Origin of the sequence: Micromonospora sp. LOL_024 (genome assembly GCF_048060415.1) — a bacterium.
Lineage (GTDB): Bacteria > Actinomycetota > Actinomycetes > Mycobacteriales > Micromonosporaceae > Micromonospora.
In genome coordinates, this window is the sequence record NZ_JBHMIS010000053.1 from 1 (window position 1) to 14,772 (window position 14,772).

The following is a 14,772-nucleotide window of genomic DNA, read 5'->3' on the forward strand; positions in this document are numbered from 1 at the left end:
TTTACGCGTTGATCTCGCCCGTCATGGCGATTCCGCCCGTTATCACCCATTCCGGACAAGCGCTCCTGGTGACCGAAAGCTTACTCGGAAGCCCTCACTGCGCGGACTTGGCACCATAATATGCATACTCATGACGCTGTTCGGTCCGGGCGGGCTGCTGGAGATCCACCCAGAGCCGGATGGCGATGGGCCACAGCCTGATGTCGTACATGACGTGGTTCCGGCTATCGTCGGACGACTAATGACCGCGCTTCCTGGTGCGCACGAAGCCATGCCAATGATCGCAGGCGCACTGACGGCTGCAGCATTAAAGATGAACTGTTATGAATGGCGAAATAAGCTCGGGCCTTGGAGTGCTGGTGACAAGCTGGCGTGGGTGTTCGCGGCTTGGTACCTGGCTGACCTGGCAGACTTTGCGATGGCTGAATCGAGCGGAGAAAAAGGTTTCTCTTTGAAATTTATTGCCCGCATTGTGGGTGACGATTCGACGACCAAGTAGCTTCCTGGAAGCACTCACTTCCGCTTCTATCAAGCTTCTCGATCATGATCCGATCACCGTGGAAGGAGGTCTTCCGCGGATTGAGAGCTGGCTGCGCGGGGAAGTCGTTAGGTTGTGTCGGTAATGACTGCCTTCAGATGACGAATGCGATCGGGCATTGGTGCCGTGCTCTCCGCCGTCTTGCCGCCGGCTATGAGGTTGAGTGTTGGTCGGTCCGTGACAGCACCGAGTAGCTGCCGGATGCGTTCCGTTGGCCAGCGGAGTTCCTGCGCCAGCGCGGTGATGGTCAGCCCGTGGTCGGCGGCCAGTTCGAAGGCTTTTCTTAGGAGTGTCGGCTGTTCGCCGGGGAAGCCGTCGATGGGTTCCAAGGCCGGCTTGGACTGATTGAGGCGCTGGTAGGCGCGTGTCGCAGTGGTGTCGGTGTAGAGGCCTACTTCTCGGCAGCGGTAGATGAGGCTCTGGATCGACGTGCCCCATGTGCGCTGGAGTTCAGCGAACGTCGCAAAGTTCACTCTCGCGGGCAGAAGCGGGGTAATGCTGTCGCGGGGGGTGAGGAATTCTGCAGCGAAGGCGTCGGCGTCTCGTTCATGTCTGGAGTCACCGGGAAGGGCGTCGGCGTGGAGCACGAGATGGGCGAGTTCGTGTGCGGCGGTGAAGCGCTGCCGGTATACATCCTGGGATCGATCGCGACTGATGACAATGAACGGCCGCGGTAGCCGGGAGGTCGAGAAGGCGTCCACGGTACGGAAGTCGCCGTCGGCTGGCGCATGGACGACGACGATGCCGTGGATCTCAAGGGTGCGCACGAGGTGCGGAATGGGCGCGGTGCCGAGATTCCAGTGCTGACGAAGAGCTCGGGCGGCCTGGACTGGCTCGGTGGGAAGGCTCGCGCCGGGATGAATCTCGCCGCCGGCGAACCCGGGAAGGTCTACGTGGGGCAGGAAGACGCGCCGTTCGAGGGCGTAGATGAGTTCCCAGACCTGCTCGGTGAAGGAGACGGCCTTGGCGCGCTGGTATGAGCGTGTCTCACGGAGATGGCGGAAGTGCGCTGCGGAGGAGTCGAGGCGGGCGTAGGGACGCCCGACCTGAAAGAAGCCGATGGGGTAGCCGAGGTGTTCGGCGAGGGCGATCAGAACCTCGGGTCGTGGCCGCGCCCCTGATTCGTATTGGCCGATGGCCGCAGCGCTGACCCCGACCCGGTCGGAGAGTTCCTTCTTGGTCAGCCCGGCGAGCTGGCGAGCTTGTGTCAGACGTGCCGAGTCGAACTGCCTGGCGACAGCACTGGCTGACCCCGAGGGCGACTCAACGGGAAGGCCGCCGGCAGAGAACAGGTCATCGGGCTCGTCAGTTCTGGGCATCGCTTCGCTGTTGGTGGTCGCTATGTTCGGCTACGGGGCTAACGGTGGCCTGCTCAGCGGCGGTACGGGCGCGCAGTGTCGGGCTGGCCAGCTCCGCCTGGTCGAATCGCGGCGATGCGGTCGAGGCCGACGGCTGGGTTACCAGGCGAAGTCCTGGGATCGGGTCCGCGGACGGGACGAGGAGGGGTTGTGCGGATACCCAGCTCGCTGTGCCGGTCTGGCTCACGCTGATTTGGCCCCATCCGATGTTGAGCAGCCCGTGCCGCTCGTGCGCGGCGTAGTAGATGATCACGATACCGTCTGGTTCCAGCCCTCGCAGGAGGTCGGTGGCGTGGTCGTCCGGCTCGGACTCCATTCCTTCGAAGGCCGGCTGTTCATGATCGGGTTTGGGGCCGAAGAGTCGCGCCAGCTCCAGCGCCGTCTTGTTGATCTTCTTTAGGGCGCGAGGGCTGTCGTAGGCGGTCGCAAGGTCCTTCGCGTACTCCACTGGCAGCACGGCGACGTTGTTGATGACGACGATGCGATAGCTCTTGCCGAGCGGGCGCACCGTCTGGGCGCCAGGGACCTCACCGAGGTGGTTGACCAGTTCCTCGTACCGCGCCGGCCAGGCTCCGCCGAAGGCATGGCGCGACGTCAGGCGGACCGCGTGGTGGCCGTCCATCTGGCGTCCGACGGCGGCCTGAATGGCCGACGGGATGGCCTCCATCAGTGTGGCCGCCACGTCGCGGCCGAACAGGGACGCCGCCCACGCTGCCGGCCGGATCTTCTTCGACACGATTCTCCCCTCATGCTTTACCTGCGTGCAGAAGGCTAGCATCTGTGCTTTAGTTTTGAGCGCGATGACGCCACTTTGGTGACGCTGGGTGTGTTCCCGCAGATCACGCCGCCTTCTGTGTGGCGTGATCTGTTGTGCGCCGCGATCGCGGCGAGCGTCGATCAAGCCGCACACGGTTGCGGCGTTGTGGGTCGCCCAGGATGAGCGGCCGGGAGGAAGGGGACGTATGACGGCGGATCTCACCAGGTTCGGGCGGGACACAGTCGTGACCACGGTGACGCAGGCCGCCAGTATCTGGACGTCGCCGGGACCGCCAGGCGAGCGCTGGCGGCAGGTGGCTGAACTGCATGGGCGGGTCGCGCTGGCACATTTGGTGTACGGCGAACATCTGCTGCCCCTGGTGGCGTTCACCGACCTGTTGACCGGTCCTCTGTCCGGGCTTCTGCCGGCCGCACTGAGGGAAGCGTGCGACGAGGTCTTGTTGGTGGAGGACGGACAGCTGAGTGCTGCTGCCGCTGACCTGCTGATGGAGAACCTCGCGCCGTCGATGACGGCCTCCGATGTCGTCGGCTGGTCGATGCCGCGCCTGAGCGCGGAGAAGGTGCAGAGCTGGCTCTACGGACAGATGCTGGCGACGGGCACGGAGGAGGGATATCGGCGGGCGCGACGGACCGTCATCGAACACGCGGCGGGGGAGATGTCGGAGGTGATCGACGCGATCAAGGCTGCAGGGCTGCCCCGCGAGGGCCTGGTCGAGGAGATCCCCGCGTGGGCATGGGTGGCGCATGAGGGGGAGCACTACTGGTTCGGGTGCCCTGTGTGCCGGTACCCGATGCGGTACCAACTTGGTCGGCTTGCCTGTGCCTACCCGCCGCACACGAAGGCCCTCGGCGGTTCGATCACCGTGAAGGCGGTCAAGGGCCGTGCACCGGTGGCCGGCGCGTGGAACGTCGAGCGTGCCGCGCAGTTGGGCGGACCACAGGTCACCACTGCGGTTCGGGTCACCGGACAGGTGTGCCTCGCCCGGCCGGCTTGGCGGTACTCGACCATCCCCGGTTGTGAGGAGGTCCGCCTGCACCGCGAACTCGAAATGTTGCCGGGCGTTACCGTGAGACTGTGGCCGCACGTCGACCGGTACGACCTGGAAGTGCGGGCACCAGGACGACGGCGGCCCTGGCGGGTCGATGTCAAGGACTACACCGACCCCGCGCGGCTGGCGAACGAGCTGCTGCGTCGGGGCAGCATCGGCGAATCTGATCTGTTGATCGTCGTCCCCGACTACCGGGCGGGCCATGTGGCGGTCCTCAACGAACGGCTGCGCCTTGCCACCGGATCACGGCGCCGGTTCGCCACGACGTCTCACCGGTTCCTCACCGAGGTGACGAGGGCCGCAGCCGGATGAGCAGCCGTTCGCGTTTCCACAGAACCGCCAACCGGTTCCTGATCGGACCGTCGCTGCGTCTGGCGCTCGGCCTGGCCGAACAGCTCTTCCCGACCGAGACCTGGGAAGGCGCGCCAGCGGTGGACCCCCGCGACGCGCGGTTCCTCCTCTCCGGCCAGCTCGGGGTGTGGAGCCTCTGGCGCGACGGCCTCACCGCCACGCAACGACATGCGATCGACCGCCTCATCCATCTGCGCCCTCGCCGCCTGGCCACAGAAGGAGGCCTGCGCGTCAGCCTCGCCGAGCACCTGCGCAACAACCGGTCACCTCGCTACCGTGAGGCTGGAGACTTCTTGCAGGTGATCGACGGTGTGCCGGTCGATGATCTGATTACAGCCGCGTTGCAGGAGCTGGAGGATGCCTCATCCCCGCTGCGCGTCCCCCCAGAGGCGCTGGCTGGCAGGCGCTACAGTTCGTCGGTCTTCCTTGCGGGCCCCAGCCGCGACGAGTTCCGGCGCAACACCTACCTCATCCCGCAGGCGCCGATGCCCTACCCGCCTGTCCCGGTTCTGGACGCCACCGCACCCGCCGAGGTGGTGGCGGACCTCGCGGACATGCACGCCACCGCTGAACTGATCGACAAGAAGCGGGCTGACGACACCTTCAGCCTGGCGGAGGTCCTGGACGGATTCTCACGGAAGCTGCGGACGCCACAGGGCCAACCCGTCGAACGGCTGAAGCTCGCGGCAGGGCCCCTTCAGCTCATGGTCGCTCCCACTGGTTCCGGCAAGAGCGTCTGGATGCGCGTCGCCGCCACCCACCTCGCCAGCCACAGAGGAGGCCGTCGTACCGTTGTCCTGCTCACTCCTGATGTCGAGAGCACGCTGGATTTTGTCGCGGCCATCCGCAGTGACCTCGCGGCGCTGAGCCTCGACATCCCTGTTGTCGCACTCATGTCCCACCGACGGCTCATCGAGGTGGCCGTCCGGCGCACCAACGACGCACCGGAGGATCCGGCCGGTGCCAGGTGGACCTGGCAGGAGCTTGGCTACTCCTGCATGCTGAGCGACGAGGAAGGCGCCGCATGGCAGCCCGGCCAGGAACCCTGCACGGATCTGCACGAGCCCGGCGTTGAAGGCCGCAACCGATGCCCTCTGATCGGAGCCTGCGAGAAGTGGGCGCCATGGCGGCACGCCGCCGGCCCAGCCAAGATCATTGTCACCAACCACGCCTACTTCCAGCAGGGCTCGGTGCCGTTCCCCGTCATCACGAACGGCACACTCCACGGACGGATGAGCGCGCAGGAGCTGCTGCTGCGGCGCGCCGACATCGTCCTTGTCGACGAGGTCGACGCCTTCCAGGGACATGCGGTCGCTCAATCCGGCCGTACCCTCGTCCTGGCCCGTCGTGACACGCAGAAGCTGCTCCTGGAGAAGCTCGACGACCAGCGCAAGGAACAGGTCGAATCCGACAACGTCCCGGGCGAACTCGAACTCGCCTTCCAGCGGGCCATCCACCGGGTCGAGTTCCTCTCCGAGCGCTACCTGGCCGCCGTCGTCAACGGGTTCATCGACCCGCAGGACCCACTCGGCCCCAAACAGGCCAGGCTGCACCTGCCCCGCCGATGGGACAACCTCCTCGCCTGCCGCCTGTTCGGCCTCAACGAACTCGAAGACCGCCCCAGTGACGACCAACTCGACAGGTTCAAATCCCTGTTCACCCAGAACGAACCCGACCCTGACGCACTACCCGCCGGCTGGGTGGACCTACGCAAGGAACTGCGCCTCGTCGTCGCCGACGAACCGGAATCCGATCTGATCCACAAAAGAAGCCAAGGCATCGTCAGCGCGATCCAAACGATCACCGCGCCCACCACCGACGAGGGCGAACCGGACGCCGACGTCGACCTGGACGAAACGGACTGTGACCGTCAGACCGGGAAGGACGACGATCCGGCAGACCCCACCGCTCCGGCGTGGCAGATCCAGACCGCCCACCTTCTCCTACGTAGGGCGTTCCTCGGCGAACTCCAGCAAGGGCTCGCCGAACTGGAAGCCCTACTGCCGCTGATGCGCGACAGCGGCATGCGGCTCGCCGACGACGTCGAAGCCGCGCTGGACCGAGCTCCCTCCTGGCAGGCAACACCCGAAGGACCGATCGGCCGAACGGTCTTCGGATTCGCCGTCACCGGCGACCCCGAGAGCCGCTCCGACCGGCAGTTCACCGCAGAGATCCTCTCCGGCGACCCGCACGCCTACACCGCAGACCTCGGAATCACCACGGCTCCCGCGCTCACGGGCGCGCCCAGAGTCATTGTCGGACTCTCCGCGACCGCCTACCTACCCGGTTCCCCCACCAACCACGTCCATGCCGACGTCGCCTGCTACTACCCCGACAACGCCGGCATTGGCACTGGCACTGGCAGGCTGACCGTCAGCAACGCGTCCGTCAACGACCACACGACCAACCGCGGGATCGTCATCTCCGGAGCAGCCCGCAACCGCAAGGCCCAACTACTCGAAGGCATCGGATCCGGCCTCTGGGACCAGATCCTCGAACAGAGACTGCGGGACCTGCACGACCACCGGGATGCCAAACGCCGCGCCCGTGCCCGGGTCCTGCTCGTCACGAACTCCTACGACCAGATGCTCGCCCTCTGCCGCGGCCTGATCGCCGGAGGTGCCCACCGCACCCGCATCGCCGTCGCCGTCCCCGCCGGTGACCGTCGCGGCCTGCAAATCCCCGACGACGTACTCGCCATCCCCGCCAGCCGGCTGCGGACCTTCCCGGCCACGGGCAGGGACGTGCTGATCTCACCTTTCGCGCGGGTCGCCCGCGGGCTCAACATCGTCGTCGGCCACCGGTCCGCGCTCGACTCCATCTGGGTATGCGTCCGACCCATCAAGCTCATCGACGAACCATCCGCACTGGTTGCCCACACCGGTGCCCACGCCCGCCGCAACCGGCACCCCGGCGAGGACCCGCGCAAGGAACTCGACGAACGCCACCGCATCGCCGCCAAACACCTGGAGCTCATCAACAGGTCCAACCCCGCCTTCGGGCGCCTGCCCCCCGACGTGCGAACCGCGATCTTCGCCGACGTCCTGGCCGACCTGATCCAACTCGCCGGGCGCGCCCGCCGCGGCGGCACCAACACGACTCTTCACCTGGTCGACAACGCCTTCCACCCAGGGGGCGCCGCACCGGGCAGCGACTTCGCCTCCCTCATCCGCAACCTCCACCAGCGATGGCGCGACGACAACCAACTAGACCAGATCCGCTCCATCTACGGCACCACCATCGACGCGTTCTTCACATTTGCCGGCATCAACGACAGGAACCCCTGATGCGCACCCTGGCCTTTCCCTACACCGAAGCGATGGCGGAAAAGATCTACGGCTACACCCTCAGCAGCGACGTCAACGACACCTGGCAGGACCTGAACCGCCGATACACCCGCCACCCGAAAAACCTGCCGTACAGGGACCTGAGCCTCGGCCTGCGCTACGTGTCCAGCGACTACGCCACCATCTGCAAGAACCCCGAGGGCCCCGGCACGCTGCTCCTGATGCGCAAGAAGATCGACACCGCCATCATCAGCCGGCTCTTCGCCGCCTTCGAACGAGACCTCGCGGCCAGGCACGGCGCACCATTCGAAGACCTCCTCGGCCCACTGCTACGCCGTACCAAGCCACGCACGATTCACATCGCCAAGTACCTCCAGGCGGGCACGGTGACACACGCCGACATCCCGAACTGGGTCTTCGACGTCGCCACCTGGCGCACTATCGAGCTCCTCCGAGGCGCGCTCAAGCTCCCCGACGGTACGGACCTGCTTCTCCGTCCCGACATCGACGGCAACCTCGTCGCCTTCAACCGCCCGCTTCCCGAGACGCACCCCAGGGCCGAACAAGGCATCCATTACATCAGTCTCGAACCCATCACCGTCCCCGGCTACCCCGGTATCCTGCTCAACCTCGACGCCCACATCAGCGCCACCACCGGCTTCCCCGGCAACGCCAAGAGCCTCTGGATCGCCACCGACGACACCGGCATGCTGCTCACCGCCAGACACCGCTACGACCGGCCCACCAACCGAAACGTGATCACCGGGCTCCTTCCCCAACTCGTCGACTCCTTCAGCATCCGCGGCGTGCCCGCCGACTTCACCGCAGATGACCTCCTCGCGACCCACCCCCGCATCCGCGCCCGGCACGCCACCAGACCCGACAGGCACCCCATCGGCTCCGGACCGGGCCGCCGATTCCTCGACTGCGTGCTCGAGCACGCCACCGCCAGGCTCAACACGGAGTCGCTCGTCCTGGAAACCACACCCATACGCAACATCGACGCCCCCGGCGACCCCGACCGGCACGCGAAACTCGCCTCGGCCGTCAACGCGGCAGCACGGCCGATCCACATCAGCGTCGTCTACCAGGACGACCTACAGCGCCACCGGTCCGCCCAGGCGCTCACCGAAGTACTCAACCTCCCCGAGAACAGCCTCACAACCGCAGAGAGCACCTTCCTCGACGGCGCGCTCACCATCACCTTCGACAGCGCCAAGACCGACATGCTGGTCGCTCCCGGACCCACGCACCTCCGGAGCACCCTCGCTGAGCAGATCATCTCCACCAGGACCCCGGACGCCCTGCACCTCGTACTCGCCGAGAGCAACAAAGAACTCGCCGCAGCCAAGCCCGCCGAAGACCCCAAGCCACAGCTTCGCCGCGCCTTGGCCGCCCACGGCACCGTCAGCCAGTTCATCGATCCAGCGTCAACGCCCAAGCCTGACGCCGTCGACCACCCCGCCAATGCCGCCGTACGAGACCTCCTCCGGGCAGCGGGGCTCACCGCCACCACACCAACCCGGGTCTTCTCGCGCCCCCTGCAGCCGCAGCCCTGCGTCATCGTCGGTCTCTACACCCGCGAACAGAACCAACCCGCCACCCGCATGATCAGCCTCTCCGCCCTCATCAGCGACGGAACCGACACACCCTGGCACATGCTCGGCTACCACCCCGACGCCCACGGCTGGAGCAACCTCCCCACCGCTGTCGCCGCACATCACGCCACCGACCTGAGCCAGTTCAACGACCCGAACCCCGCCACCCGCACAGCGCTGGCACGGGCCTACACAGAACGGGCTCTGCACCAGCTCCGCACCTGCTACGACGACATCCCGATGATCATCTACATCGACGGCTCCAACCGGTACCCGCTGTGGTCCGGCACCACCAACAAGAACCTGGGTAACGGACATCTCGATGCGCTGCCCCACCTTGGAATGATCAACCCAGCCGACATCTCACTGGTCAGGGTCAACACGGCATCAGACGGCAAGCTGCCACAGCCTGTCAGGGCAACCGGAAAGCGGGCAACCGCTGACGACGGTGCTGTCCCAGCCACCGAACGGCTCTACCACCTTCCCGGCGCACACCAGGACACCTACTACCTCATCAACCGATCGCGCAGCGACAAGGCGTTCCAGTCCAGCGTCAGAGCCGGCCACCGTCAGACGCGATTCGACCTCGCGGAAGCAAGAGAGCTCCGGACACCCTGGCACGCGATGACCTGCACCGAGTTTCTCCTCCTCAACCACGGTGCCTTCGAACGCCAACACCTAGCGGCGCTCAGCGCACGGCTGTGTGGACACCCGCTGGCCTGGGACGGGCGAACAGCCCGACCCGCGCCAGTACACCTCGCCCGACAGATCCTGGAGGACCACCCAGGGCGCAAGACGGCCGCACACTGAGTGATGCGCGGCCAGGAACCTGCACTCGACCGGCATTGCCAGCTTCGCTACAGTGTGGGTGGCCGTTGCGGTGGCCGAACCGTTTTGGGACTCCCGGGCTGACGTTCCAAGCAGGGCGGTTGAAGGGTTCACAACTTCCGTAGCAGCAAACGGCAAGGATTCTGTGGCACCTGACAGATCTCGATTGCCGCTGGCCCGGGCAGCGGAACGGGAGATGATTGTGCCCTCTGTTGACCTCGCGACTCTGCCGGCCACCATGGCTCGTCCGCTCGTCGTGACAGTTGCTCACGTTCCGATCTTGATCATCGCGATATGCGCGATACCGGTCTGGACGATCGCCGTCGTGCGCCCAGCGACACATGGCGAGCTGGCCTTGCGGCTGTTACGGGAGCTCCGAACCTGGAGTCGTGACGTGGTGGGCGCGGTGAACGGGGCTAGAGCCCGATGAGCCGGTCGAACCGTAAGAGCGGAGTACGCGAGAGGACCCGCCGCACCAACGAGACCTACCAGCAAGCCCTCAGAGAGATCGACCATCTCGACGGAGGACAACGGCTGCTCCCCGACGCGCCACACGCTGCGCAGCAGCGTGTGGAGTCGGCCGTGTTGTATCGATTGCTACATGGTGCCCGGGCGCAGTGGCCAGCTGGTGGGCGACCGAGATTCCCGCTCTTCGTCAAGGCAGTGGGTCCGACGATGACAGGACTCCGCGTGGTGGTTCCCGATGAGGAGGTATTGGGTTTTGCCACAGCTCTCGCCAGCCGAGGAACGTCCGATAGCGTCCGTCCGCCAGCGGACAGAATTTCCATCCGCCGCGTGAATAACTACACGGTAGTGGTGATCACAGGCGTGGCAGCGGGTGAAATCGACCTTCGATGCTCGTGGAACCTACTGCGCAGCGCAGTAGCGACAAACCCAGATGTCTTGGTGCCCTCCGCCTTAAGGGACGTCTCGTAACTGGGTGAAGGCGTTGCCTGGTATCGGACTGGTGGTCAGCCGGTGAGGATGATGTTGTGGAGGTTGGCGATGCCGGAAGCGGCGTCGGTCAATGTGTGGGCGGCGCGGCGGTAGTCGCGCAGGATCTTGAAGCACTTCATTCTGGCCAGGGCGTGTTCGACCCCTGCTCGGACGGTTCGGTGCTGGACGTTGAGGGCTTCCTTCCAGTCCGGCAGCGTGCTGCCGTCGGCGGGCTTGCGGTACGGCATGATCACCTCGGGGTTGCCGCGGTAGCCGCCGTCGGCCATCACCGGCCGTCCGTCCAGCTTCTCGGCGATGCCGGAGGTGCGGTAGACGATCGTGTCGTTGCGGTTGGGGCTTACCCCCTGATCTTGGACACTTGAACCTGGGATCGTGATGGTCCTGGGAGTCAGGAGTCTTGAAAGATCATGGTGAATAAGCACTATCCGCCCGAGTTCAAGGCCGAGGCGGTCGCGTTGTATCGGTCCAGGCCGGGCGCGACTATCGCCTCGATCGCTGATGACCTGGGTGTGAACCGGGAGACCCTGCGCAGCTGGGTGCGGCTCGACGACGAGCGTCGTGGCGCCGGTCCGCGTACGCCACGGCCGGCCGTGGCCGGCGGCGAGGCCGCCTCGGTCGAGCAAGAGAACGCCGAGTTGCGGCGCCGGGTCCGCGAGTTGGAGGAGGAGCGGGACATTCTGCGGAAGGCGGCCCGGTATTTCGCCGGGGAGACGCGCTGGTGAACCGCTTCCAGTTCGTCGCCGACCACCAGGCACGCTACGGCGTGAAGCGGTTGTGCCAGATCCTGAACATCGCCCGGTCCAGCTTCTACTACTGGAAGGCCACCGCCGGGTCGCGAACTGCTCGTGACGCTGCGGACGCGGCTCTGGCCGCCCGGATCCGCCTTGTGCACGCCCGTCATGACGGCACCTACGGCGCGCCACGGGTCACCGCCGAGCTCCACGACCGGGGCGAGCGGGTCAACCACAAGAAAGTTGCCCGGGTGATGCGCCGCTACCGGATCCAGGGCCTGCGGCTGCGCCGGCGGGTGCAGACCACCATCGCCGACCCCGCCGCGCAGAAGGCACCGGACCTGATCGGCCGGGACTTCACCGCCGAGGCGGTGAACCAGCGCTACGTCGGCGACATCACCTACCTACCGGTCGGTGAACGCGGATTCCTTTATCTGGCAACGGTTATCGACCTGCACTCACGACGCTTGGCGGGCTGGGCGATCGCCGATCACATGCGCACTGATCTGGTCATCGACGCCCTGCACGCCACGCAACGGACCCGCGGCAGCCTCCACGGGGCGATCATGCACACCGACCACGGAGCTCAATACACGTCCAATGCCTTCGCTGCCGCCTGCACCACCGCCGGCCTTCGGCAGTCGATGAGCAAGATCGGCAGCTCCGCCGACAACGCCCTCGCCGAAGCCTTCAACGCGACCTTCAAACGCGAGACTCTGCAAGGCCGCCGAGCGTTCACCGACGAACGCGAAGCACGCCTGGCCTCGTTCCGATGGCTGCACCGCTACAACACCGTCCGCCGCCACTCGGGGCTCGGACAACAATCCCCGATCACCTACGAGAACCGCATCCGAACGACGCCCGCTATGCTGGCCCCCGCCGCATAACCCCGTGTCCAAGATCCGGGGGTAAGCCCCGTTGCCCGGTTGCGGGTCGCCGACGGCGATGACCAGGCGGGTGGAGGCGTCGATGGCGACCTGCAGGTTCGTCGAGTAGCGGTAGTTCTTGCTCCGGGCGGCCAGGCGGTGATCGCGGGTGGGGACCAGCGTGCCGTCGACGATCGCGATCTGCTCGACCGGCCGTTTGCGCACCGGCGCCAGGGCCAGTAGAGGGGCGAGGGTGTCGATGACCCGGTGCGCCGCAGAGTGCGACACCCCGAACAGCGGGCCGATCTGGCGCATCGTCAGGTTCGTGCGCCAGTAGGTGGCCACCAGCAGTACCCGGTCGGCGAGGTCCAGGGCCCACTGCCGGCCCGGCCGGCCGTCGGCGATGCCGTCACCGCCACGCTCGGCGACCAGCCGGACCAGCTTACGGAACTGGTCGGGCTGCAGCCCGGTGAACGGAAAGATCCACTCCGGGCGGGCTGCCGTGATCACCTGCACCCAGGCATCCTGCCCGACCATCCTCAACAGACAGACACCAGGGTTACGAGACGTCCCTTAGACCTGCGATTCGACGCAGACCCGGAGGTACGGCTACCAGCGGCCGAGCGCGCCGCCCTCAGTGGCCTACTACGCAGGATCGCACTGTTCGAAGAACCTCCCGCACTCAACTGGCTGTTCGCCTGGCACCAGTGGGTTGCGCAAGGCCGGATCGGCAGAACCCCCAATCCGCCGACCGGCTTGGTCCGTGACTTGACGGACGAGCGCTGGACCCTGCCGCCTGCGCAGCTTCGCGTTCTGGGGATCGATGTACCGACGCGCCGGCTGAGAACTCCGATCGGGAATAGCGGCTTCCCTGCAGTGAACAGCGGGATGACACCTCAACCCGACGGTACTGACGGGAGCGCCACGCTGGTCGCCGAGACATCAGCCCCGAAGGCCCCTGGCGCCAGCGCCGAATCCGCTGCTGCGCCGTCCTCATATAGTGGCGGGACGTCGTCGAGAAGAACAACCCGCTACAATCAGCTGGCCGTTACTGTAATGCGACTCGACCCGGCATACCCGATTGAGCGCGAGTACTACGCCATGCGTTTCCCTCAACGGTGGTTGGAGCCGCTGCAACGGCTGGCGAAAACCGTCGGCGGCGACATCGCGAGGAATTTTATCGCCTCACTCAACGATGTCATCACCGCCACAGTCCCTGAATGTGTGGTGACGCAACGGTACGCCGGACCAAGCGACGACCACGACCAATACTGGTTGCTCGCCTACCAGCCGGTGAGCGTGGCGACAATATTCAACCTGGTTGCCGCGTGGGTACGTACGTGGACGGCTACGTTAGAGCAGCCTGAACAGGCGCTGTCGCATCTGAGCCCCGACGACCTTATCTGGTCCCCGGTCCGTATCGGCCCGGAACTGCCCATGTCCCATCTCACCCGCCTGATTCCGATGGAGGTCGCGGCTACGCTGTCGCGGCATCGGGCACCCCACGGCGACCTGGTCTTCGTACCCTGCCCTACCGAGACCGGTGCCGAACTCATTTCCTGGCCACCGGAACGTATTGAGGAGCGGACGCCATTCTCCGTGACGATCGGAGTGACCGCGCAGACCACGCCGACCAGCAACGAGCTTCTGGTCTACCTTTCTCTCGGGGTGCGCCGGTGGGCGCCGATGCGTGGGAAGCTGGCCGTAGGCCGCCGCTACCCGGTCTATCTAGCGCCTTCCGCCTCCTTCCCGAGCAGGCCGACAGCGCCTTACCTTGGACGGGCCGACATCACGCTGGCTCGGGTATTGCAGGAGGACGGTCGTCACACCTGGCTTCCGCGGTGGGACGACGCCCTGACCAGGGTCCTTGACCAGATGGGTTATCCGAACCTGCTCCCTGATCCGAACCTACTGGTCAACGAGCCAGTGGAATCTCTACGGCGCACCGACGCTTCGGCGGCCCTCACCTATGTCAACGGTATGCTTCCCTGGCCCAGGGTTAGCGAGGGATTGTCCGTGGCGGACCGGCATCCCCTGATGTCCTGGATCGTCAATGAACTCTCCCCGCACATGCGCCCCGTCGAGCCGCTGACCCGCGCGGGGCGCACGATCTACAAGGGCTTGGCCGGCGCCGCCACGGACGTCATCACGCCAGAAGTTCTTTGCGACGCGATCGGCCCGCGGCTGACCGTCGAATTGCTTACCGAATCTGAGGAGACCGCGCAGTACGCCTTGGACAGGCTGGAAGAACGGCTCGGCGCACCTTTCCCGCGCGCGGAGAAGCTGAACGAAGTGGAGGTTCTCCGGACCGTCGGACCGATGACAATCGGCGTGCGGCGCCTAATACTGCAACGGCGGGTCGTGACTTATAGCGGTTCGAGTCGTTTGCGGTAGTGGGCGGCTCGGGCTTGTTCCTGGCGTCGGCGGCGGAA

At 65.9% G+C, this 14,772-nt stretch carries 8 protein-coding genes and 2 pseudogenes; 6 read left to right on the plus strand and 4 right to left on the minus strand.

Features of this window, described 5'->3' with window-relative positions:
• Positions 1–130: 130 nt before the first annotated feature.
• Positions 131–499 (plus strand): hypothetical protein, encoded by a 369-nt coding sequence (locus ACFHWY_RS26515; RefSeq protein WP_416582982.1) that lies wholly within the window; start codon positions 131–133, stop codon positions 497–499.
• 107 nt (positions 500–606) lie between these two features.
• Here the strand turns inward: ACFHWY_RS26515 and ACFHWY_RS26520 are convergent, their stop codons facing one another.
• A complete protein-coding gene (locus ACFHWY_RS26520) occupies positions 607–1,857 on the minus strand; it encodes an XRE family transcriptional regulator (protein ID WP_416582983.1) in 1,251 nt (416 codons plus the stop codon).
• Complete coding sequence (locus ACFHWY_RS26525; protein WP_416582984.1) at positions 1,844–2,797, minus strand: hypothetical protein; 954 nt, start codon at positions 2,795–2,797, stop codon at positions 1,844–1,846. Before ACFHWY_RS26525 ends, ACFHWY_RS26520 begins: the two co-directional genes overlap by 14 nt.
• A gap of 100 nt (positions 2,798–2,897) precedes the next feature.
• On the opposite strand from ACFHWY_RS26525, the gene ACFHWY_RS26530 reads away from it, so the two are divergent.
• The 3 genes from ACFHWY_RS26530 to ACFHWY_RS26540 are packed head-to-tail and all read left to right on the plus strand — an operon-like array spanning position 2,898 to position 9,768.
• Positions 2,898–4,034, plus strand: a complete 1,137-nt coding sequence (locus ACFHWY_RS26530; RefSeq protein ID WP_416582985.1) for a hypothetical protein — start codon at positions 2,898–2,900, stop codon at positions 4,032–4,034.
• Positions 4,031–7,360: a hypothetical protein gene (locus tag ACFHWY_RS26535; RefSeq protein ID WP_416582986.1), complete on the plus strand. Its 3,330-nt coding sequence runs from the start codon at positions 4,031–4,033 to the stop codon at positions 7,358–7,360. The genes ACFHWY_RS26530 and ACFHWY_RS26535 overlap by 4 nt, the downstream gene beginning before the upstream one ends.
• Complete coding sequence (locus tag ACFHWY_RS26540; protein WP_416582987.1) at positions 7,360–9,768, plus strand: RNaseH domain-containing protein; 2,409 nt, start codon at positions 7,360–7,362, stop codon at positions 9,766–9,768. The genes ACFHWY_RS26535 and ACFHWY_RS26540 overlap by 1 nt, the downstream gene beginning before the upstream one ends.
• Positions 9,769–10,757: 989 nt before the next feature.
• Here the strand turns inward: ACFHWY_RS26540 and ACFHWY_RS26545 are convergent.
• Positions 10,758–11,075: pseudogene (locus ACFHWY_RS26545) on the minus strand (transposase family protein); the annotation flags it as partial.
• 75 nt (positions 11,076–11,150) lie between these two features.
• Between ACFHWY_RS26545 and ACFHWY_RS26550 the strand changes: the two are divergent.
• Positions 11,151–12,361, plus strand: a protein-coding gene (locus tag ACFHWY_RS26550) for an IS3 family transposase (RefSeq protein WP_416582988.1) whose coding sequence is annotated in 2 segments (ribosomal slippage) — positions 11,151–11,451 and positions 11,451–12,361 — 1,212 coding nt in all. Because the reading frame shifts where the segments join, the coding sequence is not laid out codon by codon here.
• Here the strand turns inward: ACFHWY_RS26550 and ACFHWY_RS26555 are convergent.
• A pseudogene (locus tag ACFHWY_RS26555) lies at positions 12,356–12,856 on the minus strand (helix-turn-helix domain-containing protein); the annotation flags it as partial. The gene ACFHWY_RS26550 and the pseudogene ACFHWY_RS26555 overlap by 6 nt on opposite strands.
• 540 nt (positions 12,857–13,396) lie before the next feature.
• Here ACFHWY_RS26555 and ACFHWY_RS26560 point away from each other — a divergent pair.
• Positions 13,397–14,734, plus strand: coding sequence for a pPIWI_RE module domain-containing protein (locus ACFHWY_RS26560; protein WP_416582989.1), 1,338 nt, complete (start codon positions 13,397–13,399; stop codon positions 14,732–14,734).
• The last annotated feature ends 38 nt before the right edge of the window (positions 14,735–14,772 follow it).